Genomic DNA, 26,524 nt, shown 5'->3' on the forward strand with positions numbered 1-26,524 from the left:
CCCCATGTCTGCTAGTGTCGCGCCGGTTTAACGTCAACCGGAAATAGCCGCCATGGCCCGCAAAAAAGCTGCACTGGATTTCGAACAATCGCTCGCTGACCTGCAAACGCTGGTAGAGCGTCTGGAGAACGGCGAATTATCGCTGGAAGATTCGCTGACGGCTTTCGAGCAAGGCATCGGTCTGACACGCGATTGCCAGGCAGCGCTGGCCCAGGCCGAGCAAAAGGTTCAAGTGCTGCTCGAGCGTGACGGTGAGCTGGCCGAGGAACCCTTCGACGCGGATCAGCCAGAATGATTGCAGCGTATTCGGCGACCAGCCAGGCCCGCGTCAACGCTGCACTGGAAACCTTGTTCAACGCGCCGAGCCCTGAGCTGGCACGTCTGTACGAAGCCATGCGCTACAGCGTGATGAATGGCGGCAAACGTGTCCGCCCGCTGCTGGCCTACGCCGCCTGCGAAGCGCTGGGCGGTAAGGCTGAGCAAGCCAACGGGGCTGCTTGCGCGGTAGAGCTGATTCACGCTTATTCCCTGGTGCATGACGATTTGCCGGCCATGGACGACGACGATCTGCGTCGCGGCCAGCCGACCACCCACAAGAAATTCGATGAAGCTTGCGCGATTTTGGCCGGTGACGGTTTGCAGAGCCTGGCCTTCAGCGCCCTGCTCGATCCGTGCCTGAGCACCTCGGACGCGCAAACTCGCTTGCAGATGGTCAGCGCGCTGGCGTTAGCGGCAGGCCCGGCCGGTATGGTTGGCGGTCAAGCCATTGACCTCGGTTCAGTCGGTCTGAAACTCGATCAAAAAGCCCTCGAATACATGCATCGGCACAAGACCGGCGCGCTCATCGAGGTCAGCGTCAAGCTTGGCGCTCTGGCCAGTGGCCGTGCCGAGAAAGACGAACTGAAGTCTTTGCAGACTTATGCTCAGGCCATCGGTCTGGCATTCCAGGTCCAGGACGACATTCTCGACGTCGAAAGCGATACCGCAACCCTCGGCAAACGCCAGGGCGCCGACATCGCACGCGACAAGCCGACCTACCCGGCCCTGCTCGGCCTCGACGCCGCCAAGGCTTACGCCCTGGAACTGCGCGATCAGGCCCTGCACGCGCTGCGACCGTTTGACGCGGCAGCCGAGCCTTTGCGCCATCTGGCCCGTTATATCGTCGACCGGCGCAGCTGACGGCGTATACGCCAAGTTAAAACCAACGCGTGGGCAGGGGGCGATGCATCAGGTAAACTGCCGCATCTTTTATACCTATAACGATTCGCCTGATGCCCACGACGTTTCATGAGATTCCCCGCAAGCGCCCGACCACGCCCCTGCTCGACCGTGCCAACACGCCGGACGGCCTGCGCCGGTTAGGCGAAGCCGAGCTGGAAACCCTGGCCGATGAGTTGCGCCTGGAATTGCTCTACACGGTCGGTCAGACCGGCGGGCATTTCGGTGCCGGCCTGGGCGTCATCGAGCTGACCATCGCGTTGCATTACGTCTTCGACACCCCGGACGACCGGCTGGTGTGGGACGTGGGTCATCAGGCCTATCCGCACAAAATCCTCACCGGCCGTCGCGAGCGCATGGGCACCCTGCGCCAGAAGGACGGTGTCGCGGCGTTCCCGCGTCGTTCCGAGAGCGAGTACGACACCTTTGGTGTCGGCCACTCCAGCACCTCGATCAGCGCAGCGCTGGGCATGGCCATTGCCGCGCGCCTGCAGAACAGTGATCGCAAGGCGATCGCCGTGATCGGTGACGGTGCTTTGACCGCCGGCATGGCCTTCGAGGCGCTGAACCATGCGCCGGAAGTGAACGCCAACATGCTGGTGATCCTCAACGACAACGACATGTCGATCTCGCGCAACGTTGGCGGGCTGTCGAATTATCTGGCGAAAATCCTTTCCAGCCGCACTTACGCGAGCATGCGTGAAGGCAGCAAAAAGGTCCTGTCGCGCCTGCCCGGCGCCTGGGAAATCGCCCGTCGCACCGAAGAATATGCAAAAGGCATGCTGGTTCCTGGCACGCTGTTCGAAGAGCTGGGCTGGAACTACATCGGCCCGATCGATGGCCACGACCTGCCGACCTTGATCGCCACGCTGCGAAACATGCGCGATTTGAAAGGCCCGCAGTTCCTGCACGTTGTCACCAAGAAAGGCAAAGGCTTCGCTCCGGCGGAACTCGACCCGATCGGTTACCACGCCATCACCAAGCTCGAACCCCTGGACGCGCCGGCCGCTGCGCCGAAAAAGGCCGGCGGGCCAAAGTATTCCGGCGTGTTCGGCGAATGGCTGTGTGACATGGCCGCGTCCGATCCGCGTCTTGTCGGGATCACTCCAGCGATGAAAGAAGGCTCCGATCTGGTGGCTTTCAGCGAGCGCTTCCCGCTGCGCTACTTCGACGTGGCGATTGCCGAGCAACACGCCGTGACCTTCGCCGCCGGCATGGCGTGCGAAGGCGCGAAACCGGTGGTGGCGATCTACTCGACGTTCCTGCAACGTGGCTACGACCAGCTTGTGCATGATGTGGCGGTGCAAAACCTCGACGTGCTGTTCGCCATCGACCGCGCAGGTCTGGTGGGCGAAGACGGCCCGACGCACGCGGGCAGCTTCGACCTGTCGTTCCTGCGCTGCATCCCCGGCATGCTGGTGATGACCCCGAGTGACGAAAACGAATTGCGCAAAATGCTCACCACCGGCCACCTGTTCAACGGCCCGGCGGCCGTGCGCTATCCGCGCGGCAATGGTCCGAATGCGACCATCGAAAAAAACCTCGAACCGATCGAAATCGGCAAAGGCGTGGTTCGTCGCCAGGGCAGCAAAGTCGCCCTGCTGGTGTTTGGCGTGCAACTGGCCGAGGCGCTGAAAGTCGCCGAGACGCTGGATGCAACCGTGATCGACATGCGTTTCGTCAAACCGCTCGATGAAGCACTGGTTCGCGAAATCGCCGGTAGCCATGAGCTGCTGGTGACGATCGAAGAGAACGCGATCATGGGCGGTGCCGGTGGCGCCGTCAGCGAGTTTCTCGCCCGCGAAAACATCCTCAAGTCGATGCTGCACCTGGGCTTGCCGGACAGTTATGTCGAGCACGCCAAGCCTGCGCAAATGCTGGCTGAGTGTGGGCTGGATGAGGCTGGGATCGAAGCTTCGATTCGTCAGCGCCTGCAACTGCTCAATACCTGAAGAAAACGGCGCACGCCCGTGCGCCGTGCATCACCCCGCCACGGATTACCGATGAAACTCTCCCCCCTAGCCCTGACGCTGACCCTTCTGCCGTCTGGCCCGCTCCTGGCCGACACCTTCGAACGCGATCAGGCCCTGAAGCTTCCCGACGTGTTGATCAGCGCCAACCGCCAGGTCGAAGCGCGCAATGAGAGCAGCGCCGCCAACACCGTGTTCACCCGCGAAGACATCGACCGCCTGCAACCGAGCAGCGTCACTGACTTGCTGCGTCGTGTGCCGGGGGTGCAAGTCGGGCAAACCGGCGGGCGCGGCAGTCTGCCGGGGATTTACATTCGCGGTACCAAGTCGGCCCAGAGCCTGGTGCTGGTCGACGGCCAGCGCATCGGCAATTCCACCTCCGGTGACAGCAACCTGCAGCACATCAACATCGAACAGGTTGAGCGCGTGGAAGTGCTGCGCGGCTCACGCTCGGTGATTTATGGCAGCGACGCGATAGGTGGGGTGATTCAGATCTTCACCCGCCGTGGCGGCGAACCCGGTTTGCAACCGCGAATGCACGCAGGTTTCGGCAGCAATCAGACCTGGGAACGCAGCCTCGGGTTGTCCGGCGGTGACGATCAGACCCGATTCAATCTAGGCGCCAGCCTCGATGAAACCGCCGGAATCAATCGCACTCGCGAGTCGTATCCCAGCGACGGCGATCATGACGACTACCGCAACAAATCGGTGAGCTTGAGCCTGAGTCACGCCCTCACCGATGACATCGAAATCGGCGCCAACCTGCTGGATAACCGTGGCAAAAGTGAGTTCGACAATCCGTTCGGCCGCTTCGACATGGACACGTTCGAGTCAGTCCAGCAGCAGCCCTACAGCGACTTCGCGGTCAGCAGCATCAGCAGTTACGTCGATGCGCGTATCAACGACCTGTGGAAAACCCGCGTCGAGTTCGGCCACAGCGAAAACCGCGAGAAAACTTCAGACAAGCTCAGTGACGAACGCAGCGTGTTCAACACGTACCGCGACTCGGTGAACTGGCAGAACGACCTGACCCTCGACGAGCGCAACAGCCTGATCCTCGGCGGCGACTGGTATGAGGACCGAATCAACAGCAGCACGCCATTCGACGAAGACAGCCGCTGGAACCGTGCGGCGTTCATTCAGCATCACTACCAGTCGGATAGCTTCTCCACCGAACTGGGTCTGCGGCGCGATCAGAACCAGCAGTTCGGCGGCCAGAACAGCTGGAGCGGCACCTTCACCCTGCCGCTGAATCCGGACAACGATGTGCTGCTGACCTACAGCGAAGGTTTCCGCGCGCCGACGTTCAATGATCTGTATTACCCCGATTTCAGTAATCCGGATCTGAAACCCGAGACCTCGAAAAGCTACGAGCTGCAATGGCGCAGTCAGCTGACCGACACCGCTCGCCTGGAAGCTTCGCTTTACCGTACGGACCTGGAAGACGCGATTATTTTCGGCAGCAACTCACGGCCGCAGAACGTGGCTTCGGCACGGATCAACGGGTTCGAAGCGGCTTTGAAACAGGAACTGTTCGGCTGGCAGAGCAACCTCGGCGTGGCGGTCATCGACCCGCGGGATCGCGACAGCGGTCACACCCTGGCTCGCCGTGCACGGCGGACCTTGAGCCTGGATCTGGATCGGCAGTTCGATCGCCTGGGACTTGGCGCCAGTTGGCAGGCCGTGAGCAGCAGTTATGACGATGAAAACAATCAGCAGCCGTTGGGCGGGCATGCGCTGCTGGGGTTGCGCAGCAGCTGGGCGTTGAATCGTGAGATCAAGCTTGAGCTTAAGGTCGATAACGTGCTGGACAAGGGTTATAGCCGAGCGCTGTACAGCCATGATGGCAGTCAGTATGGGTATCGTGAGGAAGGTCGGGCGTGGATGTTTGGGGTGACCTGGACGCCGAAGCTCTGACCTGAGATTAGCGGCGTTTGGGCTGGCCCCATCGCGGTCTCAGCGATCGGGTGCGATCAGCTGGCACAACTTGGCCGTCGCTTCGATCATCTGCCCACTCGGCCGCTCCAGGCCTTTATCCGTCACCAACAGCAATTGCCCCTGCGCCACTGCCGCCACTTGCGGCCAAGTTTTCCACGCATCGAGTTGCGCCTGATCGCTGGCCAGAATCACTTCTGGATTACGCTGCAATACCGCCTCAATACTGACCTGCGGCGCCGGCAGTGTCAGGTCGGCAAACACATTGCGCGCCCCGCACACTTCAAGCGCATCGCTGATGATCTGCCTGCCGCCAACGGTGTACAGCGGTCGATCCCAGACCTGATAAAACACCCGCAATGGCTCATCCCGACGATAACGCTGGCGCAGCGAATCCAGTCGTTGACGCAACTTTTCAGCCAATGAAACGCCACGCTCCGGACGGCCGAGCTGTGAGGCAATTACCTCAATCTGCGACGTGAGTTGTTCGAGGTTGTGGGGTTCGGCAACGTAGGTCGGGATGTTCAACCGCTTGAGCTGCTCACGCTGGGCCGGGCCAACGCTGCCGGGCCAGAGCAACAACAGATCGGGTTTGAGACTGAGCAGCTGTTCCATGTCCAGTTGGCCGTACCGGCCAACGGAAGGAAGGTCTTTGAGTTCGGCAGGACGCTCTCCCGCATCCAGCACACCCACCAACAGGTCGGCTGAATCCAGTTCAACGACGATTTCAGAGAGGGACGGCGCGAGGCTGACAACGCGCTCGACTGCAGCCGCCGGGCCACTGATGGCCAGCAGCAAAACCGCTAGCCAGATCGGTCGCATCAGCCGAGTTGACGCGGAATACGGTAAAGGTAGAACAGCACCAGGGTCGACAGCGCCAACAACATCAACGGCACCGCTTCGAGGCCGACGAATACCGCCAGCGCGCCGATCCAGGCCGGCAGGCCGGCAGCCAGGAACGCTGTGCGACGCTTGGCCGCCAGGGCGATCCAGGTAGCAGGTTCTTCAGGGGTGTCGAGGGCTTTTTGAGTGGCGATCAACGCGTGCTTGTAGCCGCCAAAGAATTTCAGGCTGACAAACATCGAAGCCACACCCGCGATGAACAACGGCATTGCCAGCACCGGCAGGATCGCCTCGCTCTGGCCAAACACGCCGTTGATCACGAACAGCGGCAATAAGGCCAACGCCAGGTATTGCCACCAGTTGACGGACAGTCGCCGCCGCACCTGACCTCGGGTCACGCGCGGTCAGCCTCACCCTGATGCTCGTTGCCCATCATGTGGTCGAGCTTGCTGGCCTTGGTGGCCAGGTAGAGTTTGTTGTGCGGGTTGTGGCCGGTGTGCAGCGGCACGCGCTCGGCGACCACGATGCCCATGTCGGTCAACGCTTTGACCTTGCGTGGGTTGTTGGTCATCAAACGCAGGGACTTCACGCCCAAGTGCTCCAGCATCGGCAGGCACATGGCGTAGTCGCGCTGGTCGGCGGCAAAGCCCAGACGCTCGTTGGCTTCAACGGTATCGGCACCGCCATCCTGCAATTCATAGGCGCGGATCTTGTTCAGCAAACCAATGCCCCGGCCTTCCTGACGCAAGTAGAGCAACACGCCACGGCCCTCACGGGCGATGGCCTGCAACGCGGCCTCGAGTTGCGAACCGCAGTCGCAGCGCTGGCTGAACAAGGCATCGCCGGTCAGGCATTCGGAGTGCAACCGGCCGAGTACCGGGGCACCGTCGTCGAACTCACCCAGGCTCAGCACAACGTGCTCGCGCCCGTTTTCTTCATCGAGAAAGCCGTGCATGGTGAATTGCGCAAAAGGCGTTGGCAGCTTGGAAGCGGCGACAAAAACGACAGGCACCGGTGTGCTCCTGATCAATAAGTACTGGAGATTCGCAGACGCGGCATTGTAACAGCACGTTCCTACAGACGCTTAGGCTGAATTATGGGGCATAACAATCAAAAAGTTAGATCACTGGCCTGCGGGCTCACCGCTGTCGTCGAACGGATAGGGTTGTTTCCAGCGCTCGAAGATCGGTTTCAGCTGGCCGTTTTTCACCAGGTGCTCCATGCGCTGGTCGAACAACGCCATCAATGTTCGGGCCTTGGGCGTCTTGGCAAAGCACAGATACAGCGGCAATTCCGCGATGTGGGTGCGACGGAACTGCGACGGATCCTTGGCCCGCTTGATGACATAGTCGACCTCGGTCAACGCGTCGATGTAAAAGTCGGCGCGATTGTGGGTCAGCATCGACAAAATCCCGGTACGCCGCATGATTTCGTTATAGCGGCGGATGTTGGGCAGGTAATCCTGATAGTCATAGCCGCGGACCCAGGCCAGTCGATAGTTGCCCAGGGTTTGCGGGGTCGGTGCGGGTTTGCTGGCCAGCCCTAGGGCATAGATGTGATCGGTATCGAAATTCCAGCGCGGATAGAGCAGATCGCTGGACTCATCATGATAGGAGCCGACACAGGCGTCGACTTCGCCGCGCTGGGCCAGGCCCATGGAGCGGATGTAGGGTTCGCTGCGGATATCCAGTTTGACCCCCGCTGGCTCGAAGACTTCCCGCAACACGTCCCAACCCAGACCGCGGCCATCGGCGGCGGTGTAGTCTTCCCAGTCTTCGCTGGCCAGATGAATCACCGACGGCGTCGTCGCCCCGTCACCCGCCTGGGCGAGCGAGCAAATCATCGTGAAAACCATCACAGCCAACCAGCGTCGAGCCATCCTTAGTCCCCTGTTTCGCCCTTCAGGCGAAAATCCATACCAGCCCCTGCATCGCCAGCCACGCAAACACCCCGGCCAATACGTCATCGAGCATGATCCCGACGCCGCCATGCACATGCCGGTCGATCCAGCGGATCGGCCACGGCTTGAGTATGTCGAAGAAGCGGAACATCAAAAACCCAGCCAGCAACCAATACCAACCTTCCGGCACCAGCCACAGGGTGATCCACATCCCGACCATTTCGTCCCAGACGATGCCTTCGTGGTCGTGCACTCGCAAATCGTCGGCCACTTTGCCGCACAGCCAGAAGCCGAACAGCATGGTGATACCCAGCATCAGCCAGTAACCCCAGTCGGGCAACATCTGCCACAACGGGATAAAGGGTAGCGCAACTAACGAACCCCAGGTGCCCGGTGCTTTTGGCAGGGTGCCCGAGCCGAAGCCGAACGCCAGGAAATGCCACGGATTGCGCCAGACCGACGGCGGTACGAATTCCGCCGGGACCTGTTTGGGATGATCTGTCACGGTGTCTCCCGAAAATGTTGATAGCCCCGGGCTTGCGGGGTGATGTCTTGCCCAACGGCGTCCAGCAGCACCACGCCCTGCCCCGTCACAACACGCCCGACCACATGGATCGGCCAGCCGTCGCTCAACAATTGCGCTAACTCGACGGGAGGCAAGGTAAAGGCCAGTACGTAATCATCACCGCCGCTCAGGGCCGCTACTTCTGCAACCGATTGACCGAGAAAAGCGACTAAAGCTTTCGACAATGGCAGCGTGTCCCGTTCAATCTGAATGCCGACCTTCGACGCGAGGGCAATATGCCCGCAGTCAGCGAGCAGGCCGTCGGAGATGTCCAGCGCCGAGGTGGCTTTACCGCGAAGCGCCATTCCCAGCCCAAGCTGCGGCTGCGGCGACCAGTAATGCGCCAGCAGCGGATCGGCGATGGCAGCTTCAGCCGTTCGCTGGCCGAGCACCAACGGCAAGGCGCCAGCGGCGTTGCCCAGGTCACCGCCAACGCACAGCAAGTCGCCTGGCTGCGCGCCGCTGCGGATCAACGCCTGGCCCGCCGGCACACGACCGAACACGGTCATGGTCAGGCTCAACGGCCCACGGCTGGTATCACCGCCCACCAGCGCCACACCGCAGCTCTGTGCCATGACGTTCAAACCACGCGCGTAAGCATCCAGCCAATCGGCAGTCACCGTCGGCAACGTCAGGGCAAGGGTAAAAGCAACGGGGGTGGCGCCCATGGCCGCCAGATCGCTGACGGCCACAGCCAGCGAGCGCTGACCGAGCAGAAACGGGTCGCAAGGATCTGCAAAATGCACACCGGCCACGAGTGTGTCGGTGGAAATCGCCAACTGCTCCCCGGGAGGAACAGCCAGCAAGGCGCAGTCATCGCCGATCCCGAGGGCAACGCCCTCGCCGCCCTGCGCACAAGGCGCGGCGGCAAAGAAGTTGCGGATCAGCTCAAACTCGCCCATTGGGTATCAAGCGCGTTTCAGCGCTTGAACGCCTTCACTTCAGCTTCACGCAGACGCGGGGCCAGCTTGTCGAGCACACCGTTGACGAACTTGTGGCCGTCGGTGGAGCCGTAGACCTTGGCCAGTTCAATACCTTCGTTGATCACCACGCGGTATGGAACGTCGACGCGCTTGAGCAGTTCCCAGGTGGACAGGCGCAAAACCGCCAGTTCAACCGGATCGAGCTCGTCGATGGTGATATCCAGGCACGGGCCGAGGGCAGAATCAATCTCGGTCTTGTGCGCCGGCACGCCGTGCAGGATATCGTGGAAGTAGGCGGCATCGACATCGCTGAAATCGTTATCGACCCGGAACTGCGCTTCGATTTCGTTCAGCGAAGTTTTGGCCATGTGCCATTGATACAGCGCCTGAGTCGCGAGCTGACGGGCTTCGCGACGCTTGACGCTTTTCGATGGCTTGCCGGCATCCGCAGGCTTTGGATCGCGCGGGTTGAAACGATCACTTTCGTCGCTAATCACTTGGCCTCCAACTGCGCCAGCAGGCTGACCATTTCCAGAGCGGACAGGGCAGCTTCAGCACCTTTGTTGCCGGCCTTGGTGCCGGAACGTTCGATGGCTTGCTCGATGGAATCAACGGTCAGCACGCCGAAAGCGACCGGTACGCCGAACTCCATGGACACCTGGGACAGGCCCTTGGTGCATTCGCCAGCCACGTATTCGAAGTGCGGAGTACCGCCACGAATGACCGCGCCCAAGGCGATGATTGCTGCGTATTCGCCCTTCTGAGCGACTTTCTGCGCAACCAGCGGGATTTCGAAGGCGCCAGGCGCGCGGATGATGGTGATGTCGCTTTCGCTCACGCCGTGGCGAACCAGGGCATCAACTGCACCGCTGACCAGGCTTTCAACGACGAAGCTGTTGAAACGGCCTACTACCAAAGCGTAGCGGCCTTTAGGGGCGATGAAGGTACCTTCGATGGTCTTCAGGGTCATTCGTTAGATCTCTTAAAGAGCCGGGACGCGTTTTCTACGCGTCCCTCAGTGATGTGTTAACCGCGAATCAAGGACTGGAAACAACCGGTCATTATTCGGAGGGCACGTATTCTACAACTTCCAGATCGAAACCGGATATCGCATTAAATTTCATTGGCGCACTCATCAGGCGCATTTTGCGCACGCCCAGGTCCCGGAGGATCTGCGAACCGGCACCGACGATGCTGTAGGTGGTCGGTTTTTTCGCCGGTACGTGCTCCGCGGTTTCACGGATGTGTGCCAGCAATACGTCGCCATCGAGCGGGTGACCGAGCAACAGCACGACGCCGCTGCCAGCCTCGGCCACCGCAGCCATCGCGGCGCGCAGGCTCCAGCGGCCAGGCTGCTTGACCATCAACAGGTCGCGCAGCGGGTCCATGTTATGCACCCGAACCAGGGTCGGCTCGTCGGCGCACACGGTGCCCAGGGTCAGGGCCATGTGCACGTCGCCTTCCACGGAATCACGATAGGTCACCAGGTTGAATTGGCCCAGTTCGCTGTCCAGCGGCTGCTCGGCAATCCGCTGAACGGTACGTTCGTGGATCATCCGGTAGTGAATAAGGTCGGCGATGGTGCCAATCTTGATGTTGTGTTCGGCCGCGAAAGCTTCCAGTTCCGTGCGGCGGGACATGGTGCCGTCATCGTTCATCACTTCGCAGATCACGCCGCTTGGCTCGAAACCGGCCATGCGCGCGAGGTCGCACGCCGCTTCGGTGTGGCCGGCGCGAGCCAGCGTACCGCCAGCCTGGGCCATCAGCGGGAAGATGTGGCCGGGGCTAGCGATGTCTTCAGCCTTGGCGTCTTTCGCGGCAGCGGCTTGCACGGTGCGCGCACGGTCGGCAGCGGAAATGCCGGTGGTCACGCCGGTGGCCGCTTCGATGGACACGGTGAACTTGGTGCCGAAACCGGAACCGTTGCGCGGTGCCATCAATGGCAGCTTCAGCAGTTCGCAGCGCTCGCGACTCATCGGCATGCAGATCAGGCCACGGGCGTGCTTGGCCATGAAATTGATGTGTTCTGGCTGGCAGCACTCGGCGGCCATGATCAGGTCGCCTTCGTTCTCGCGGTCTTCGTCATCCATGAGGATGACCATCTTGCCTTGGCGGATGTCTTCAACCAGTTCTTCGATGCTATTGAGCGCCACAAGGCACCCCCTTGGGTCAGGATTTGAGGTAGCCGTTGGCGGCCAGAAAGCTTTCGGTGATGTTACTGGAAGCTGGCTCTGCGGCCTTATCGCCCAACAACAGGCGCTCCAGATAACGTGCCAGCAAGTCAACTTCGAGGTTCACCCGGCGACCTGGCTGGTACGACGCCATGATGGTTTCGCTCAGGGTGTGCGGAATGATCGTCAGCAAGAACTCGGCGCCATCGACCGCGTTCACGGTCAGGCTGGTGCCGTCGACGGTGATCGAGCCTTTATGGGCGATGTACTTGGCCAGGTCCTTCGGTGCACGGATGCGGAATTCCACGGCACGCGCATTTTCAGTACGGGCAACCACTTCGCCCACGCCATCGACGTGCCCGCTGACCAGATGCCCGCCGAGGCGAGTGGTCGGGGTCAGGGCTTTTTCCAGGTTGACCGGGCTGCCACTTTTCAGGTCATTCATGGCGGTGCAGTCGAGGGTTTCGCGACTGACGTCCGCCGCAAAGCCGTTGCCTGGCAGCTCAACCGCGGTCAGGCACACGCCGTTCACCGCGATGCTATCGCCCAGCTTGACGTCGCTCAGGTCGAGCTTGCCGGTTTCTACGTGTACCCGCACATCTCCGCCTTTTGGGGTCAATGCACGAATACTGCCGATGGATTCGATGATGCCGGTAAACATGGAGTCCTCCTCGAGAACAGGGCTGTCGCGTGGCGCAGGCCCAGAATTATACGCTCGCCGCTGGCGAAGGAATGGCGATGACTCGCCAGTCATCGCCAACCGCGCGGATTTCAGTGATTTTGAGCTCGGGCGCGTCTTTCATTTGCGCCAGCGGCCAGTCCAGCAGCGGCCGTGCCGAGGACCCGAGAAACTTGCCGGCGATGAAAATCTGGAACTCGTCCACCAGCCCTTGCTGAGCAAAAGCCCCAGCCAGACGCGGGCCAGCCTCGACCAACACTTCGTTGACCCCACGATTGGCAAGTTCGACCAGCAGTTTGCGCAGGTCGACCAAACCATCCTCGCCCGCCACGATCAAGCACTCCGGGCCATTGGCGTATTGCTCTTCGATCGCCATGCACGTGGCGACCAGCGCCGGGCCGGCCTTGAAGAACGGCGCGTCCAGCGGCACTCGCAGTCGGCCGTCGATCAGCACACGCAGCGGCAGGCGGCTCATGGCCAGGGCCGTTTGTTCAGGGTCCAGGCCTAGCTCATCGGCACGCACGGTGAGACGGGCGTTGTCCGCCAGCACCGTGTCGGCGCCGGTCAGCACTACGCTGGCCTGAGCACGCAGGCGTTGTACCGCTGAACGCGCCGCCGGACCGGTGATCCATTGGCTCTCGCCGCTTTCCATCGCCGTGCGACCGTCGAGGCTCATGGCCAATTTGACCCGCACGAACGGCAAGCCGTGTTCCATGCGTTTCAGGAAGCCTTCATTGAGCTTGCGCGCTTCGCCTTCCAGCACACCGCTTTCGGTAGCGATGCCGGCCTGGGCCAGACGCTGCATGCCACGACCGGCAACCGACGGGTTCGGGTCTTGCATCGCCGCGACTACCCGAGCCACACCCGCATGTACCAGCGCATCGGCGCAGGGCGGTGTACGCCCGTGGTGGCTGCAAGGTTCGAGGGTCACGTAAGCGGTGGCGCCTCGCGCCTTATCGCCGGCGGCGCGCAGGGCGTGGACTTCGGCGTGGGGTTCGCCGGTGCGCACGTGCCAGCCTTCGCCGACAATCTGCCCGTCCCGCACGATCACGCAGCCTACCCGAGGGTTAGGGTGCGTCGTGTAGTGACCTTTGCGCGCCAGTTCCAGGGCGCGAGCCATGTAATGGGCGTCGAGGATGGCTTGTTCTACGGAGGTGGTCATTCTTTCACCGGCTCACGGGCCAGGCGATCGATCTCTTCGCGGAACTCATTGAGGTCCTGAAAGCGGCGATACACCGAAGCAAAGCGAATGTAGGCGACTTCGTCGAGCTTTTGCAGCTCGGCCATCACCAGTTCACCGACGACAAGGGATTTAACCTCTCGCTCACCGGTGGCGCGCAGTTTGTGTTTGATGTGCACCAACGACAATTCCAGGCGCTCGACACTCACCGGGCGCTTCTCCAGCGCACGCTGCATGCCGGCGCGGAGTTTTTCTTCGTCGAACGGCTGACGGCTGCCGTCGGTTTTGATCAGGCGCGGCAACACCAATTCGGCAGTCTCGAACGTCGTGAAACGCTCGCCGCAGGCCAGGCATTCACGCCGGCGGCGTACCTGTTCGCCCTCGGCGACCAGACGCGAGTCGATGACCTTGGTGTCGTTGGCACCGCAGAAGGGACAGTGCATGGTGGCAGGCAACAAAAAAAGGGAGGGCCATGGTAGCGCATCCCGGTGGCAAGACAAGCCATAGGGTTTGCGGTATACAGACGGGTTATAAAGCTAGATCCATGGATTTCACTTTGCTGGAGCCGCAAATGTCCCTAAGACCGCTGGTTTTGCTCAGTCTTTTCAGCCTGCTGGTGGCCTGCAGCAGCGATGCGCCCAAGCCCCAGCCACCGACGCCAGGCCCCGCGCCGCAACAGGCGCAGAAGAAAGCCAAGGAGTCAGCCAACCTCGGCCCGCTGCCCGCTTATCAGCGTGAATTGAGCGGCACCCTGCAAGGCGTGCCGGCCGGGGCCGAAGTCGAACTGGCGCTGCTGGTGATCGACGACAAGGACCGCCCGCAGCAATTGCTCGCCAGTTCCAGCTTGATCGGCACCAACCAGATTCTGCCGTTTCACCTGCGTTTCAACCCGGAATCCTTTCCGGTTGGTGCCCGCGTTGAACTGCGTGGCCGCGCCAGCCAGTCCGGCCAACTGATTTTGCATCTGCCGTCGCAAGTCATCAGCCAGCCAACGACGCAAGTGCTGGGTCAGCTGCAATTCGTCAAAGCGCCATGATTGCACCGCTAGACGCTGTATGACCGGGCGAATCTACCGTTGCTCGATGAATTCTTGAGTCGCGGCCAGGAAGCGCTGGTGGCCGATTCGCGCGTGAGGGATTTTCGCCATCCGCTGTATCAGCGCATTGAAATGCTCGAAGCGATGACCTTGCCCAATCTGGCCGAACCCGAAGAGTTTCGGCATGTGAGCCTCTACCACGCGCGACGTGGCTAGCCTTATAGTTGCCCCATTCACGCTTTTACGAGATGCCCCATGAGTCAGGAAACGCCGTACATCTTCGACGCCACGACTGCCGATTTCGAGCAGTCGGTGATCGAGAACTCTTTCCACAAACCGGTGCTGGTGGATTTCTGGGCCGAATGGTGTGCGCCGTGCAAGGCGTTGATGCCGATGCTGCAAACCATCGCCGAGAGCTATCAGGGCGAGTTGCTGCTGGCCAAGGTCAACTGCGACGTCGAGCCGGACATCGTTTCGCGCTTCGGCATTCGCAGCCTGCCGACCGTGGTACTGTTCAAGGATGGTCAGCCGGTGGATGGTTTCGCCGGTGCACAGCCAGAATCCGCAGTGCGCGCAATGCTTGAGCCTCACGTGCAAATGCCGCCGCCGGCCGCTGCCGACCCGTTTGAGCAAGCTCAGGCGTTGTTCGATGACAACCGTTTTGCCGACGCCGAAGCCACACTGAAAGTACTGCTGGGCGAAGACAATACCAACGCAAAAGCACTGATTCTCTACGCCCGCTGCCTCACCGAACGCGGCGAGCTGGGCGAAGCGCAAACCGTGCTCGACGCGGTCAAGAGTGATGAGCACAAAGCCGCCCTCGCCGGCGCCAAGGCGCAGATCCAGTTTCTCGGCCAGGCCAAGGATTTGCCGGATGCGGCAGACCTGAAAGCGCGCTTGGCGAAAAATCCGCTGGACGATGAGGCGGTTTATCAATTGGCGATCCAGCAATTGGCGCGTCAGCAGTACGATGCGGCGCTGGATGCGTTGCTCAAGCTGTTCGTGCGCAATCGCAGCTACAGCGAAGGCTTGCCGCACAAGACCTTGCTGCAAGTGTTCGAACTGCTGGGCAACGATCACCCGCTGGTGACCACTTATCGTCGCAAGTTGTTTGCTGCGCTGTACTGACTTTTAACAAGAGCTAACCAGCATCGATCCAGCTGTAGAGCGGCGTATCCCCGCCGCTCGTCACCTTCACATCAGAGCAGTGGCGCAAACGCACCAGCAAGCGTTTGCCCGACGCCGCGCTGCCGGTCAGTCCTTCCAACTGATCGAGCAAATCCGGTCCGCTCAATTGCCCCGCCTTGCGCAGCAAATCCTTCGCGATCTGCCACAGCGCATCATCCTGATTGATAGGTTTCGCCGGCGCTGCACTGGCCTCGGGCTTGACCACCTGCAACTGCGCGCCGAGCCGTGCCCAGTCGCCGTCATCCATCTCCAGCGTCAAATCCACCGGCCAGTCGCCGATGCTTCCGCGAATTCGCAACATAAGTCTGCTCCTGCACATTTCCGACGTGCATGCTCCCATGGGACTTGTGCAACGCCAAGCAGACGGTCAAACTCTCGGCACTTACGTTATAAGATTACATAACAAACTATTCATTCTACTTTTCGGAGACCCGCCATGCGCCGTCTGCTTCTCGCTCTGCCGTTTGCCCTGTTGCCGCTGGCCGTCGCCCACGCCGCTGATGAACATGATCATGAGCACGGCAGCCTCGCCGCCCACGAACATGGCGTCGGTCGCCTGAACGCAGCGCTGGACGGTCAGACCCTGGAGCTGGAACTGGAAAGCCCGGCAATGAACCTGGTGGGTTTCGAACACGCCGCCACCACCGACGCTGACAAAGCTAAGGTTGCCGCCGTTCGTGCGCAGCTGGAGAAACCGCTGGTGCTGTTCAACCTGCCGAAAGCCGCCGGTTGCGTGGTTGCGACTCAAGAACTGGAAAGCCCATTGTTCGGCGACAAGCCGGATGCCGATGATGATCACGACGAAGACGCCAAGGACGGTCACCACCAGGACCACAGCGAAATCCACGCCCATTATCAATTCAGCTGCTCGGCACCCGGCGCGCTGAAGACGCTGGACCTGGCGAACATCTTCAACACCTTCCCGGCGACCCAGAAGATTCAGCTACAACTGATCAGCCCGAGCGGCCAGCAAGGCGTAGAAGTGACGGCCAAGGCTGCCGCCCTGAAATTCTAAATTCATCCCACAGGGTTCACCTATCACCTGACCGGTTTCACATGACCCAAGCACTCATCGAACTGTCCGACCTGAGCTTCAGCTGGCCCGGTCATCCGCCGCTGCTGGATATCCCGGCGTTTCGCCTTATGCCCGGCGAAACCCTGTTCCTCAAGGGCCCCAGCGGCAGTGGCAAGACCACCCTTCTCGGTCTGCTCGGTGGCGTGCAGAAGCCCGATCGCGGCAGCATTCGGCTGCTCGGCCAGGAACTGACCGAACTCTCGGCCGGCGCTCGCGACCGTTTCCGCGTCGATCACACCGGCTACATCTTTCAGCAGTTCAACTTGCTGCCGTTTCTCTCAGTACGCGAGAACGTTGAGTTGCCCTGCCACTTTTCCAAACTGCGCGCTGAACGGGCAATCCAGCGCCACGGCAGCGTCGATCAGGCGGCCGCCACCCTCCTCGCCCACTTGGGTTTGAAGGATCAAAACCTGCTCGGCCGCCGCGCCGATTCGCTTTCCATCGGCCAGCAGCAACGGGTGGCCGCTGCGCGTGCGTTGATCGGTCAGCCGGAATTGGTCATCGCCGACGAACCGACGTCGGCCCTGGATTACGACGCTCGCGAGAATTTCATTCGCTTGCTGTTCGCCGAATGCCGCGAAGCCGGGTCGAGCCTGCTGTTCGTCAGCCATGATCAGAGCCTGGCACCGCTGTTCGATCGCCACCTGTCGCTGGCCGATCTCAATCGCGCCGCCACGCCGCTGGAGGTTTGAGATGTATTTGTTTCGTCTAGCCATGGCCAGTCTGGCTAACCGTCGCTTCACCGCGATCCTCACCGCGTTTGCCATCGCCCTGTCGGTTTGTCTGCTGTTGGCCGTGGAACGCGTGCGCACCGAAGCCAAGGCCAGTTTCGCCAGCACCATCAGCGGCACCGACCTGATCGTCGGCGCCCGCTCCGGCTCGGTGAACCTGCTGCTGTACTCGGTGTTTCGCATCGGCAATGCCACCAACAACATTCGCTGGGACAGCTTCGAACACTTTGCCAACAACCCGAAAGTGAAGTGGGCAATCCCGATGTCCCTCGGCGACTCCCATCGCGGTTTTCGCGTGATGGGAACCACCGAGACGTACTTCGAGCATTATCAATACGGCCATCAAAAGCACTTGGAACTGGCCGACGGCCGGGCCTTCGCCACCGACCCGTTTGAAGTGGTGCTCGGTGCCGAAGTGGCCGATGCGCTGCACTACAAACTCGGTGACAAACTGGTACTGGCCCACGGCGTGGCGGTGATCAGCCTGGTCAAGCACGACGACAAGCCGTTCACCGTGGTCGGTATTCTCAAACGCACCGGTACCCCGGTGGACCGCACGTTGCACATCAGCCTCGGCGGCATGGAAGCGATCCACGTCGATTGGCACAACGGTGTGCCAGCGCGCGGCAACGGTCGGATCAGTGCCGATCAGGCGCGTAACATGGACCTGACGCCGCAGGCGATCACCGCGTTTATGCTCGGCCTCAACAGCAAGATTTCGACCTTCGCGCTACAGCGTGAGATCAATGAATTCCTTGGAGAGCCGATGCTGGCGATCCTGCCGGGCGTGGCGCTGCAAGAACTGTGGAGCTTGATGAGCACCGCGGAAAAAGCCTTGTTCGTGGTCTCGCTGTTTGTGGTGTTGACCGGGTTGATCGGCATGCTCACGGCGATCCTCACCAGCCTCAACGAACGACGTCGGGAGATGGCGATTCTGCGCTCGGTGGGCGCCCGGCCGTGGCATATTGCGACTTTGCTGGTGCTGGAGGCGTTTGCCTTGGCGCTGTCCGGGGTGATCGCCGGTGTGGCGCTGCTTTACGTATGCATTGGTGCGGCTCAGGGCTACGTACAGGCGAATTACGGCTTGTACTTGCCGCTGGCCTGGCCGAGCGAATATGAATGGACGCTGCTCGGTGGCATCCTGATCGCCGCGTTGCTGATGGGCAGCGTGCCGGCCTGGCGCGCGTATCGCCAATCCTTGGCCGATGGCCTGTCGATCCGTTTATGAGGACGTTGAACATGCCCCGCGCTGTGCTTGCGCTGTTGATGCTGGTTGCCCTGCCTCTGTGGGCGGCCGAGCCGAAAGACCTGACCTGGTCGGAAATGATCCCGCCGGACGCCGCGCCGGAAGTACCGAACATGACGCCGCTGCACGACCTGTCGCAGATGGGCAACGCGTTGGCCGCCGAGTCGGCACCTGCGGCCAAGCAAGACATGCCGAATGCACCGGTGGTGAACAGTCTCAACGGCCAGAACATTCGATTGCCGGGCTACATCGTGCCGCTGGAAGTGAGTGAAGAAGGTCGCACCACGGAGTTTCTGCTGGTGCCGTATTTCGGCGCCTGCATCCACGTGCCGCCACCGCCATCGAACCAGATCGTGCACGTCAAAAGCGAGGTGGGTGTGAAGCTCGATGAGTTGTATCAGCCGTACTGGATCGAGGGTGCGCTGCAGGTCAAGGCATCCAGCAGTGAATTGGCCGACGCGGGGTATCAGATGGAGGCGGACAAGATTTATGTGTATGAGCTGCCAGAGTAAATGACGCCCCTATCACTGATTCATTGAGCTGAATCAAAAGACCGTACCAGACGGCTCCGTACCATTGGACATCAAATATTTTTAACGTCCTTTGGAGCCCTCAATGCACAAGTCCAAGCTCTGCGCTTCGCTGTTTGCCCTCGCGCTCGCAGCACCGCTAGCCTACGCCCACGAAGCTGGCGACATCCTCGTTCGCGCCGGTGCGATCACCGTCAACCCGAAAGCCGACAGTTCCAGCGTCAAGGTTGATCAAGGCCCGTTGAAGGGTGCCGATCTGGGTGGCAAGGCCACCATGAGCAGCGACACGCAACTGGGTTTGAACTTCGCTTACATGGTCACCAACAACTGGGGGATCGAGCTGCTGGCGGCCTCGCCGTTCGAGCATGACGTGAAGATCAAAGGCACCGCCCTGGGCGCGGCCAACGGCAAACTCGGCAGCCTGAAACACTTGCCACCGACGCTGAGCGTTGTGTACTACCCACTGGACGCGAAGTCCGCATTCCAGCCTTATGTCGGCGCCGGTATCAACTACACCTGGATCTACGACGAGCACGTTGGCAGCGAAGCCAGCGCCAACGGCTTCAGTAACTTCAAGGCGGATAACTCCTGGGGCATGGCGTTCCAGGTCGGCGCCGACTACATGATTACCGACAACATCATGATCAACGCCCAGGTGCGCTACATCGACATCGACACCACCGCGACGGTGGAAAACAACGCAGTGGCACAGGGCACTCGCGCCAAGGTCGATGTGGACGTAGACCCATTCATCTACATGGTTGGCCTGGGTTACAAGTTCTAAAAATACCGCACAAAAAAGGCGCCTCGAACGGCGCCTTTTTTGATCGTTCCCACGCTCCGCGTGGGAATGCAGCCCGGGACGCTCCGCGTCCCAACAATCATCAGCGCCCCAGCAACCGCGCCAGGCCGACACGCATCGGTGTCTGCTCTGGGTAGGTAAAGCGCTCCAGCAAACGCTGATTGTTCGCTCGCGAGTGACGGATGTCACCGGCGCGCGCCAGGCCATAGCTCACCGGCGGCAATTGACCGACCACCGTTTCAAGGGCTTCAAGCATTTGCTTGAGGGTCGTGGCCTGGTTCCAGCCGACGTTGACCGCGCCGACTTCGACCTGCGGTTTCTCAATGGCTTGCACCAGCAAGTCGACCAGGTCTTCGACGTAGACGAAATCGCGAGTCTGCTCACCGTCACCGAACACAGTGATCGGCAGGCCCTTCTGCGCGCGCTCGCTGAAAATGCTGATCACCCCGGAGTACGGCGAGGACGGATCCTGGCGCGGGCCGAAGATGTTGAAAAAGCGGAACACCACTGGTTCCAGACCATGCTGGCGACGGTAAAAATCGAAGTAATGCTCACTCGCCAGCTTGTCCGAAGCGTAAGGCGTCAACGGTGCCTTGGGCGTGTCTTCGTCAATCGACTCGCCTTCGCCATTGTTGCCGTAGACCGCTGCGCTGGACGCGAACAGCACCCGTTTGACGCCGGTCTGGCGCATGGCTTCGCAGACATTCAACGAGCCAATGAAGTTGCTCTGGTGAGTCTTCACCGGATCATCCACCGACGCCTGCACCGACGCCACCGCAGCCAGGTGCGCCACAGCGCTGCAACCGACCATCGCCCGCGCGACCAACGCGGCATCGGCGACATCGCCGACGATCAGTTCGACGCCGGGATTGTCCAGCGGCAAGTTGCTGCGTTTGCCAGTCGAGAGGTCATCAAGAATGCGCACCGAATGGCCCTTGGCGAGCAAGGCATCGGTGAGGTGCGAGCCGATGAAACCGGCACCGCCGGTGATTAAAACAGGGCCGTCAGCCATGGCGATAAAACCTATCCAGTAAGCCCGGGAGTGCCGCACGCCAGGCGCGGGGCTTGATCCCGAAAGTGTGCAGAATTTTCTTGCAGGCCAGCACCGCGTGTTGCGGCTCTTCGGCGGCGTCCGGTCGCGCGGCGTGAGCCTGGGCGGTTGGCGCTTCGATGGCCAGCGGATGCAAGGCGCGTGCTTCGGTGAGGATCGCCTGACCCAGGGCCAGCGGCGTGGTCGCCTCATGCCCGGCGTAATGGTAGGTGCCCCACAACGGCGCCGAGCAATCAAGTTGCTTGAGCACCGAGATGATCACCCGGGCGGCGTCATCCACCGGCGTCGGATTGCCCCGACGGTCGTCGGCCATCAACAGTTCTTCAGGTAGTTCGGCGCGGCCGAGGAAACGCCCAAGGGTGCCATCGGGGCTGTCATCCAGTAGCCAGCCGAATCGCAGCAGCACGTGTTGCGGGCAAGTGGCGCGTACGCTTTGTTCGATTCGCCACAAGGCCTGACCGCGCAGGCCCAGGGGCACCGGTTCGTCTTTTTCGCTGTAGGCCGTCGCCCGGGAGCCGTCGAATACTCGATAACTCGACGGTTGCAGCAGAACGATGTTGTGATGCTGGCACAGTTCGGCCAGACGCTCGATCGCCCGCTCCTGCCCGGCCAGACGTTGCTCGCTGACCGTCTCCGCCTGAAACCAGTCGAAGTAATAGGCGAGGTTGATCAACGCGTCCGGACGGGTGTCGTCGAGCAGTTGCGTCAGGGTCGCGGCATCCCAGCCGTCTTGCGGTGGGCGGGGGGCGAGGAAGCCGATGTCTTCCTCCGCACCGAGGCGAATCAGCGCCTGCCCAAGGGCATTTCCGCCGCCCAGTAACATAAGGCGCATTCGCATAGAGTCAGCAGGCCCAGTCTGATTGAAACAATGGCTTTATCGACACCGCTCGCGGGCAATGCCGTCGATAGTTGCCGGAATCGTTGCATTTTGCGGGTTTACTGCGCAACCGTCATCCGTAAAGTGTAGATCGCCGGATTTTGCGGTGCGGCTAATGACCCCTTCGCGGGCAAGCCTCGCTCCTACAAGGGAATGCGATCACCTGTAGGAGCGAGGCTTGCCCGCGAAGAGGCCCTCAGCAACAGCGAAGGTCTTGAGCGGTACTTGCATCTTCAGCCCCCCGCCCGCATAAATTGCTCCATGAATCTGCCAATACCGACGGACAGCGCCCTGGCAGGCTTCCACCCCGCCGTCAGCGCCTGGTTCAGCAGCACCTTCCCGACGGTCACCGCCGCCCAGGCCCGGGCGTGGCCATTGATCCGCCAGCACCGTTCGACCCTGATCGCCGCACCCACGGGCTCTGGCAAAACCCTCACCGCGTTCCTCGCGGTCATCGACGACCTGGTCCACCGCGGATTGGCCAACGGCGGCCATCTGCCAGACGAAACCCTGGTGGTTTACGTTTCACCGCTCAAGGCCCTGTCCAACGACATCCAGATCAACCTGCAAAACCCGCTGGCCGGCATCACCGAGCAGTTACGCGCGATGGGCTTGCCGCAATTGCAGATCAACACCGCCGTGCGCACCGGCGATACGCCGCAAAAAGACCGCACGGCGATGCGCAAGAACGCCCCGCACATTCTGGTGACCACCCCGGAATCCCTTTACGTGCTGCTCGGTTCCGACTCCGGCCGACAAATGCTCAGTACCGCCCGCACGGTGATCGTCGACGAAATTCACGCGATCGCCGCCAGCAAGCGCGGCAGCCACCTGGCCCTGAGCCTCGAGCGACTGCAAGCGTTGTGCGCGCAACCGCTGATGCGGATTGGCCTGTCTGCCACGCAAAAACCCATCGAAGCCGTGTCGCATTTTCTGGTTGGCCGCGACCGCCCCTGCGAAATCATCGATATCGGCCATGCCCGCCCACGCGATCTGGGCATCGAAGTGCCGCCCGTGCCGTTGTCGGCAGTCATGGCCAACGACGTCTGGGAACTGGTCTACGACCGCCTCGTCGCCCTCGCCCGCGAACACCGCACCACCCTGATTTTCGTCAACACCCGACGCCTGGCCGAACGCCTGAGTCGACACTTGAGCGAGCGTCTCGGCAAGGACGCGGTGGCCGCCCACCACGGCAGTCTGGCCAAGGAATTTCGTCTCGACGCCGAGCAACGGCTCAAGCGTGGCGAACTGCAAGTGCTGATCGCCACGGCGTCCCTGGAACTGGGGATCGATATCGGCGAGGTCGACCTGGTCTGCCAGATTGCCTCGCCGCGCTCGATTGCCGGGTTCCTGCAACGCGTCGGCCGCTCCGGGCACCAGGTTGGCGGCACGCCCAAGGGCCGCTTGTTCGCCACCACCCGCGACGACCTGATCGAATGCGCCGCCCTGCTCGACTGCGTGCGTCGCGGCGAACTCGACACCTTGCAGATTCCGAAGGCGCCACTGGACGTACTCGCCCAGCAAATCATCGCCGAGGTGAGCTGCCAGGAATGGCAAGAACAAGCGTTGCTGGAGATGTTTCGCAAGGCCTCGCCGTATGCCCAACTTGACGAAAAACATTATCAGGCACTGCTGCAGATGCTCGCCGAGGGTTACAACGGTCGCCTGGGCATCCGCAGCGCTTACCTGCACCGCGACGCCGTGACCCGCACCCTGCGCGGTCGCCGGGGGGCCAAACTGACCGCGGTGACCAGCGGCGGGACGATCCCGGACAACGCCGACTACAGCGTGGTGCTGGAACCCCAAGGGCTGAACATCGGCAGCGTCAACGAGGACTTTGCGGTGGAAAGCATCGCCAGCGATGTCTTCCAATTGGGCAACACCTCCTACCGAATCCTGCGGGTCGAAACCGGCAAGGTCCGGGTCGAAGACGCTCAGGGACAACCGCCGACCATTCCATTCTGGCTCGGTGAAGCACCGGGCCGCAGTGCTGAACTATCGTTCGCCGTGGCACGCCTGCAAGCGCAACTCGATGAGCTGCTCGGCGCTACACCCGGTCACTTGCAGCCCGCGATCGACTGGCTGACCGACACCCTCGGTCTGAACCTGGCCAGTGCCGAACAATTGGTCGATTACCTGGCCCGTGCGCGCCTGACCCTCGGCGCCCTGCCATCACAAGACACGCTGCTGATGGAGCGGTTTTTCGACGAGTCCGGCGGCACGCAACTGATCATCCACACGCCGTTCGGCAGCCGTATCAACCGCGCCTGGGGGTTGGCCCTGCGCAAGCGTTTCTGCCGCACCTTCAACTTCGAATTGCAGGCTGCAGCCAGCGAAGACGCTATCGTTTTTTCGCTGTCGACCAGCCACAGTTTTGAGCTCGATGATGTCTGGCGCTACCTGCACAGCAACAGCGCCGAGCGCACCCTGATTCAAGCCGTGCTCGATGCGCCGCTGTTCGGTGTGCGCTGGCGCTGGAATGCCGGGGTGGCGTTGGCGCTGCCGCGTTACACCGGCGGGCGCAAAGTCGCGCCGCAGATCCAGCGGATGAAAAGCGAAGACCTGATCGCCAGCGTATTTCCCGACCAGATTGCTTGCGTGGAAAACCTCGCGGGCGAACGGGAAATTCCCGACCATCCACTGGTGGAACAAACCCTCGACGATTGCCTGCACGAGGCCATGGACAGCGAAGGCTGGCTGGCGTTGTTGCGGCGCATGGAACGTGGCGACATCCGCCTGATCAGCCGCGATTTACCAGCCCCCTCGCCGCTGGCAGCGGAAATCCTCAGCGCCCGGCCCTACACCTTTCTCGACGATGCGCCGCTGGAAGAGCGCCGCACTCAAGCGGTACTCAACCGCCGCTGGAGCGATCCGCAGTCCACCGACGACCTCGGTGCGCTGGATGCGCAAGGCATTGAAGCGGTGCGCGAGGAAGCCTGGCCAACGCCGACCGGCGTCGATGAAATGCATGAGGCGTTGATGAGCCTCGCGTGCATCAGCGACGTCGAGGCCCAGGCCAATCCAGACTGGCTCGATTGGCTGAACGCCCTGGCTGACAGCGGGCGCGCCAGCCGCCTGCCAATCAATGCCGGGCAAGCGCTATGGTTGGCACTGGAGCGGCTGACCTGCCTGCGGGCGATTTATCCTCAGGCGATTTTGCAGCCACCGTTGGAGGCGTTGCCCGGGTTCGATGAAGTCTGGACGCCGGACGAAGCGGTGCTCGAAGTGATCCGTGCGCGGCTCAGTGCCTTTGGCCCGTTACCGCTGAAGGCAATTGCCGAGCCGCTCGGATTACCGGCGACTCAAGTCACCCAGGCATTGGCGCAACTGGAACGCGAAGGCTATGTGCTGCGCGGCCAATTCACGCCCGGCACGGGTGAGGAAGAATGGTGCGAACGGCATCTGCTGGCGCGGATTCACCGCTACACCGTCAAGCGTCTGCGGCGGGAAATCGAGCCCGTGGCGTTGCAAGACTTCATGCGTTTCCTGTTCGACTGGCAGCATCTGTCCTCCGCGACCCAAGGCCAGGGCAGCACAGTGTTGCCCGCGATAGTCGGTCAGTTCGAAGGCTATCCCGCCGCCGCTTCAGCCTGGGACAGCGACCTCCTGCCAGCGCGGATCAAAGGCTATTCGGCGAGTTGGCTGGATGACCTGTGCCGTAGCGGCAAATGGGTGTGGACGCGCCTGACCGCACGCAACAAGAGCACCAGCACGGCGTTGCGCAGCACGCCGATTCTGCTGTTGCCCCGTAGTCAGGTCGGGTTGTGGAGCGGGTTGACCGAGCAGACGCCGGCCAGCGAGCTGTCGCCCAAGACACAGAAAGTGTATGAAGCACTCAGCCAACACGGCGCGCTGTTTTTCGATGAGCTGATTCACGAGGCTCATCTGCTGCGCTCGGAACTGGAAATCGCCTTGCAGGAATTGGTCGGCGCCGGGTTGGTGAATGCTGACAGCTTCGCCGGCCTGCGAGCGCTGATCACCCCGGCCAGCAAGCGACAGAATCGCAGCAGCCGACGCGGGCGCGGAGCGTTTGTCGGCGGGATGGACGATGCCGGGCGCTGGGCGCTGTTGCGGCGCGGAGCGCCTGCGCCGGTTGTGGATAACCAGCGCCCGGCGCCCACGCCGACCGACACCCTTGAACATATCGCCATGACCTTGCTCCGGCGCTACGGGGTGGTGTTCTGGCGTTTGCTGGAACGTGAAGCGGATTGGTTGCCGAGCTGGCGGGAATTGCTACGCACTTTCCATCGGCTGGAAGCTCGAGGCGAGATTCGCGGCGGGCGGTTTGTCAGTGGCTTGGCCGGTGAACAATTTGCGTTGCCCGAGGCCATTCCTTTACTGCGCGAGGTGCGGCGACGGCCGCATGACGGGAGTTTGATTGCCGTGTGCGGGGTTGATCCGCTGAACCTCGCCGGGACGCTTCTGCCGGGAACAAAAGTGCCGGCATTGGCGAGTAATCGATTGGTGTATCGCGATGGATTGCCCGCCGCTGCCGAGATTGCCGGCAAGCAGCTTTTTTGGTTGGAGTTGGATCAGCAGGCCAGTGCTGAAGTTCGCAACAAACTGATCCAACACCGATAACCAAACACCACAGGGATCCGCGG

General features: G+C 61.6%; 27 protein-coding genes and 1 pseudogene. 13 read left to right on the forward strand and 15 right to left on the reverse strand.

From position 1 onward, the window contains the following. The first annotated feature begins 52 nt into the window (after window positions 1–52). The 4 genes from ACYZTU_RS25735 (at window position 53) to ACYZTU_RS25750 (ending at window position 5,105) form a co-directional block, all read left to right on the forward strand. Window positions 53–295, forward strand: a complete 243-nt coding sequence (locus ACYZTU_RS25735; protein ID WP_007894317.1) for an exodeoxyribonuclease VII small subunit — start codon at window positions 53–55, stop codon at window positions 293–295. After that, entirely contained in the window at window positions 292–1,179 is an 888-nt protein-coding gene (gene ispA / locus ACYZTU_RS25740) for a (2E,6E)-farnesyl diphosphate synthase (protein WP_461966525.1), read from the forward strand. Before ACYZTU_RS25735 ends, ispA begins: the two co-directional genes overlap by 4 nt. 92 nt (window positions 1,180–1,271) lie before the next feature. After that, the gene (gene dxs, locus ACYZTU_RS25745) at window positions 1,272–3,170 is read left to right on the forward strand and encodes a 1-deoxy-D-xylulose-5-phosphate synthase (RefSeq protein WP_461966527.1); all 1,899 of its coding nucleotides are present in this window, start codon (window positions 1,272–1,274) and stop codon (window positions 3,168–3,170) included. Between the two features lie 51 nt (window positions 3,171–3,221). After that, the gene (locus ACYZTU_RS25750) at window positions 3,222–5,105 is read left to right on the forward strand and encodes a TonB-dependent receptor domain-containing protein (protein WP_461966529.1); all 1,884 of its coding nucleotides are present in this window, start codon (window positions 3,222–3,224) and stop codon (window positions 5,103–5,105) included. Between the two features lie 39 nt (window positions 5,106–5,144). On the opposite strand, the gene ACYZTU_RS25755 is transcribed toward ACYZTU_RS25750, so the two are convergent. The 12 genes from ACYZTU_RS25755 to nrdR form a co-directional block, all read right to left on the reverse strand. Beyond that, on the reverse strand, window positions 5,145–5,945 hold the full coding sequence (locus ACYZTU_RS25755; protein ID WP_461966531.1) for a cobalamin-binding protein: 801 nt from the start codon (window positions 5,943–5,945) through the stop codon (window positions 5,145–5,147). Further along, complete coding sequence (locus ACYZTU_RS25760; RefSeq protein ID WP_461966533.1) at window positions 5,945–6,364, reverse strand: MFS transporter; 420 nt, start codon at window positions 6,362–6,364, stop codon at window positions 5,945–5,947. Before ACYZTU_RS25760 ends, ACYZTU_RS25755 begins: the two co-directional genes overlap by 1 nt. After that, window positions 6,361–6,978: a GTP cyclohydrolase II gene (ribA, locus tag ACYZTU_RS25765; protein WP_045057501.1), complete on the reverse strand. Its 618-nt coding sequence runs from the start codon at window positions 6,976–6,978 to the stop codon at window positions 6,361–6,363. The genes ACYZTU_RS25760 and ribA overlap by 4 nt, the downstream gene beginning before the upstream one ends. 111 nt (window positions 6,979–7,089) lie before the next feature. Then, on the reverse strand, window positions 7,090–7,845 hold the full coding sequence (locus ACYZTU_RS25770; RefSeq protein ID WP_461966534.1) for a substrate-binding periplasmic protein: 756 nt from the start codon (window positions 7,843–7,845) through the stop codon (window positions 7,090–7,092). Between the two features lie 22 nt (window positions 7,846–7,867). Further along, window positions 7,868–8,371, reverse strand: coding sequence for a phosphatidylglycerophosphatase A family protein (locus tag ACYZTU_RS25775; RefSeq protein WP_003228639.1), 504 nt, complete (start codon window positions 8,369–8,371; stop codon window positions 7,868–7,870). After that, a complete protein-coding gene (thiL, locus tag ACYZTU_RS25780; protein ID WP_461966536.1) occupies window positions 8,368–9,333 on the reverse strand; it encodes a thiamine-phosphate kinase in 966 nt (321 codons plus the stop codon). The genes ACYZTU_RS25775 and thiL overlap by 4 nt, the downstream gene beginning before the upstream one ends. 17 nt (window positions 9,334–9,350) lie before the next feature. Further along, window positions 9,351–9,851, reverse strand: coding sequence for a transcription antitermination factor NusB (nusB, locus tag ACYZTU_RS25785; protein WP_131062003.1), 501 nt, complete (start codon window positions 9,849–9,851; stop codon window positions 9,351–9,353). Next, complete coding sequence (ribH, locus tag ACYZTU_RS25790) at window positions 9,848–10,324, reverse strand: 6,7-dimethyl-8-ribityllumazine synthase (protein ID WP_074871273.1); 477 nt, start codon at window positions 10,322–10,324, stop codon at window positions 9,848–9,850. The genes nusB and ribH overlap by 4 nt, the downstream gene beginning before the upstream one ends. A gap of 91 nt (window positions 10,325–10,415) precedes the next feature. Beyond that, complete coding sequence (gene ribBA, locus ACYZTU_RS25795) at window positions 10,416–11,507, reverse strand: bifunctional 3,4-dihydroxy-2-butanone-4-phosphate synthase/GTP cyclohydrolase II (protein ID WP_461966538.1); 1,092 nt, start codon at window positions 11,505–11,507, stop codon at window positions 10,416–10,418. A gap of 16 nt (window positions 11,508–11,523) precedes the next feature. Next, window positions 11,524–12,186 (reverse strand): riboflavin synthase, encoded by a 663-nt coding sequence (locus ACYZTU_RS25800; RefSeq protein WP_461966540.1) that lies wholly within the window; start codon window positions 12,184–12,186, stop codon window positions 11,524–11,526. Between the two features lie 46 nt (window positions 12,187–12,232). Further along, window positions 12,233–13,366, reverse strand: coding sequence for a bifunctional diaminohydroxyphosphoribosylaminopyrimidine deaminase/5-amino-6-(5-phosphoribosylamino)uracil reductase RibD (gene ribD / locus ACYZTU_RS25805; RefSeq protein ID WP_449645130.1), 1,134 nt, complete (start codon window positions 13,364–13,366; stop codon window positions 12,233–12,235). Continuing rightward, complete coding sequence (gene nrdR, locus ACYZTU_RS25810; RefSeq protein ID WP_461966542.1) at window positions 13,363–13,827, reverse strand: transcriptional regulator NrdR; 465 nt, start codon at window positions 13,825–13,827, stop codon at window positions 13,363–13,365. The genes ribD and nrdR overlap by 4 nt, the downstream gene beginning before the upstream one ends. Window positions 13,828–13,955: 128 nt before the next feature. Here nrdR and ACYZTU_RS25815 point away from each other — a divergent pair, with 128 nt between their 5' ends. The 3 genes and pseudogenes from ACYZTU_RS25815 (at window position 13,956) to trxA (ending at window position 15,548) form a co-directional block, all read left to right on the forward strand. Continuing rightward, window positions 13,956–14,420, forward strand: coding sequence for a YbaY family lipoprotein (locus tag ACYZTU_RS25815; protein WP_309676402.1), 465 nt, complete (start codon window positions 13,956–13,958; stop codon window positions 14,418–14,420). Between the two features lie 15 nt (window positions 14,421–14,435). Beyond that, window positions 14,436–14,636, forward strand: a pseudogene (locus tag ACYZTU_RS25820) (protein methyltransferase); the annotation flags it as partial. Window positions 14,637–14,675: 39 nt separating this feature from the next. Beyond that, complete coding sequence (gene trxA, locus ACYZTU_RS25825) at window positions 14,676–15,548, forward strand: thioredoxin (RefSeq protein ID WP_461966544.1); 873 nt, start codon at window positions 14,676–14,678, stop codon at window positions 15,546–15,548. Between the two features lie 13 nt (window positions 15,549–15,561). Here the strand turns inward: trxA and ACYZTU_RS25830 are convergent, their stop codons facing one another. Further along, on the reverse strand, window positions 15,562–15,909 hold the full coding sequence (locus tag ACYZTU_RS25830; protein WP_461966546.1) for a hypothetical protein: 348 nt from the start codon (window positions 15,907–15,909) through the stop codon (window positions 15,562–15,564). A 135-nt stretch (window positions 15,910–16,044) separates the two neighbouring features. Between ACYZTU_RS25830 and ACYZTU_RS25835 the strand changes: the two genes are divergently transcribed. From ACYZTU_RS25835 to ACYZTU_RS25855, 5 genes are all read left to right on the forward strand, one after another. Further along, window positions 16,045–16,623, forward strand: a complete 579-nt coding sequence (locus tag ACYZTU_RS25835; RefSeq protein ID WP_461966548.1) for a DUF2796 domain-containing protein — start codon at window positions 16,045–16,047, stop codon at window positions 16,621–16,623. A 41-nt stretch (window positions 16,624–16,664) separates the two neighbouring features. Further along, a complete protein-coding gene (locus ACYZTU_RS25840; RefSeq protein ID WP_461966550.1) occupies window positions 16,665–17,375 on the forward strand; it encodes an ABC transporter ATP-binding protein in 711 nt (236 codons plus the stop codon). Window position 17,376: 1 nt separating this feature from the next. Beyond that, complete coding sequence (locus ACYZTU_RS25845) at window positions 17,377–18,642, forward strand: ABC transporter permease (protein ID WP_461966552.1); 1,266 nt, start codon at window positions 17,377–17,379, stop codon at window positions 18,640–18,642. Window positions 18,643–18,653: 11 nt separating this feature from the next. Then, on the forward strand, window positions 18,654–19,172 hold the full coding sequence (locus ACYZTU_RS25850; protein WP_461966554.1) for a DUF3299 domain-containing protein: 519 nt from the start codon (window positions 18,654–18,656) through the stop codon (window positions 19,170–19,172). Between the two features lie 103 nt (window positions 19,173–19,275). Continuing rightward, window positions 19,276–19,974, forward strand: coding sequence for an OmpW/AlkL family protein (locus ACYZTU_RS25855; protein ID WP_461966556.1), 699 nt, complete (start codon window positions 19,276–19,278; stop codon window positions 19,972–19,974). A gap of 100 nt (window positions 19,975–20,074) precedes the next feature. On the opposite strand, the gene ACYZTU_RS25860 is transcribed toward ACYZTU_RS25855, so the two are convergent. Both ACYZTU_RS25860 and ACYZTU_RS25865 read right to left on the reverse strand, forming a co-directional pair. Continuing rightward, window positions 20,075–21,004 (reverse strand): NAD-dependent epimerase/dehydratase family protein, encoded by a 930-nt coding sequence (locus ACYZTU_RS25860; RefSeq protein ID WP_461966558.1) that lies wholly within the window; start codon window positions 21,002–21,004, stop codon window positions 20,075–20,077. Beyond that, window positions 20,997–21,881, reverse strand: coding sequence for a sugar nucleotide-binding protein (locus tag ACYZTU_RS25865; RefSeq protein WP_046053235.1), 885 nt, complete (start codon window positions 21,879–21,881; stop codon window positions 20,997–20,999). Before ACYZTU_RS25865 ends, ACYZTU_RS25860 begins: the two co-directional genes overlap by 8 nt. Before the next feature lie 300 nt (window positions 21,882–22,181). Here ACYZTU_RS25865 and ACYZTU_RS25870 point away from each other — a divergent pair, with 300 nt between their 5' ends. Beyond that, a complete protein-coding gene (locus tag ACYZTU_RS25870) occupies window positions 22,182–26,501 on the forward strand; it encodes an Lhr family helicase (RefSeq protein ID WP_461966560.1) in 4,320 nt (1,439 codons plus the stop codon). Window positions 26,502–26,524: the final 23 nt, after the last annotated feature.

The organism is Pseudomonas sp. HLT2-19-2, from assembly GCF_054898005.1.

Excerpts from the sequence above, each read along its gene's own strand:
- ACYZTU_RS25735 (WP_007894317.1), top strand. The coding sequence starts at position 53 with ATGGCCCGCAAAAAAGCTGCACTGGATTTCGAACAATCGCTCGCTGAC.
- ispA (WP_461966525.1), top strand. The coding sequence starts at position 292 with ATGATTGCAGCGTATTCGGCGACCAGCCAGGCCCGCGTCAACGCTGCA.
- dxs (WP_461966527.1), top strand. The coding sequence starts at position 1,272 with ATGCCCACGACGTTTCATGAGATTCCCCGCAAGCGCCCGACCACGCCC.
- ACYZTU_RS25750 (WP_461966529.1), top strand. The coding sequence starts at position 3,222 with ATGAAACTCTCCCCCCTAGCCCTGACGCTGACCCTTCTGCCGTCTGGC.
- ACYZTU_RS25755 (WP_461966531.1), bottom strand. The coding sequence starts at position 5,945 with ATGCGACCGATCTGGCTAGCGGTTTTGCTGCTGGCCATCAGTGGCCCG.
- ACYZTU_RS25770 (WP_461966534.1), bottom strand. The coding sequence starts at position 7,845 with ATGGCTCGACGCTGGTTGGCTGTGATGGTTTTCACGATGATTTGCTCG.
- thiL (WP_461966536.1), bottom strand. The coding sequence starts at position 9,333 with ATGGGCGAGTTTGAGCTGATCCGCAACTTCTTTGCCGCCGCGCCTTGT.
- ribH (WP_074871273.1), bottom strand. The coding sequence starts at position 10,324 with ATGACCCTGAAGACCATCGAAGGTACCTTCATCGCCCCTAAAGGCCGC.
- ACYZTU_RS25800 (WP_461966540.1), bottom strand. The coding sequence starts at position 12,186 with ATGTTTACCGGCATCATCGAATCCATCGGCAGTATTCGTGCATTGACC.
- ribD (WP_449645130.1), bottom strand. The coding sequence starts at position 13,366 with ATGACCACCTCCGTAGAACAAGCCATCCTCGACGCCCATTACATGGCT.
- nrdR (WP_461966542.1), bottom strand. The coding sequence starts at position 13,827 with ATGCACTGTCCCTTCTGCGGTGCCAACGACACCAAGGTCATCGACTCG.
- ACYZTU_RS25815 (WP_309676402.1), top strand. The coding sequence starts at position 13,956 with ATGTCCCTAAGACCGCTGGTTTTGCTCAGTCTTTTCAGCCTGCTGGTG.
- trxA (WP_461966544.1), top strand. The coding sequence starts at position 14,676 with ATGAGTCAGGAAACGCCGTACATCTTCGACGCCACGACTGCCGATTTC.
- ACYZTU_RS25830 (WP_461966546.1), bottom strand. The coding sequence starts at position 15,909 with ATGTTGCGAATTCGCGGAAGCATCGGCGACTGGCCGGTGGATTTGACG.
- ACYZTU_RS25835 (WP_461966548.1), top strand. The coding sequence starts at position 16,045 with ATGCGCCGTCTGCTTCTCGCTCTGCCGTTTGCCCTGTTGCCGCTGGCC.
- ACYZTU_RS25840 (WP_461966550.1), top strand. The coding sequence starts at position 16,665 with ATGACCCAAGCACTCATCGAACTGTCCGACCTGAGCTTCAGCTGGCCC.
- ACYZTU_RS25845 (WP_461966552.1), top strand. The coding sequence starts at position 17,377 with ATGTATTTGTTTCGTCTAGCCATGGCCAGTCTGGCTAACCGTCGCTTC.
- ACYZTU_RS25850 (WP_461966554.1), top strand. The coding sequence starts at position 18,654 with ATGCCCCGCGCTGTGCTTGCGCTGTTGATGCTGGTTGCCCTGCCTCTG.
- ACYZTU_RS25855 (WP_461966556.1), top strand. The coding sequence starts at position 19,276 with ATGCACAAGTCCAAGCTCTGCGCTTCGCTGTTTGCCCTCGCGCTCGCA.
- ACYZTU_RS25860 (WP_461966558.1), bottom strand. The coding sequence starts at position 21,004 with ATGGCTGACGGCCCTGTTTTAATCACCGGCGGTGCCGGTTTCATCGGC.
- ACYZTU_RS25865 (WP_046053235.1), bottom strand. The coding sequence starts at position 21,881 with ATGCGAATGCGCCTTATGTTACTGGGCGGCGGAAATGCCCTTGGGCAG.
- ACYZTU_RS25870 (WP_461966560.1), top strand. The coding sequence starts at position 22,182 with ATGAATCTGCCAATACCGACGGACAGCGCCCTGGCAGGCTTCCACCCC.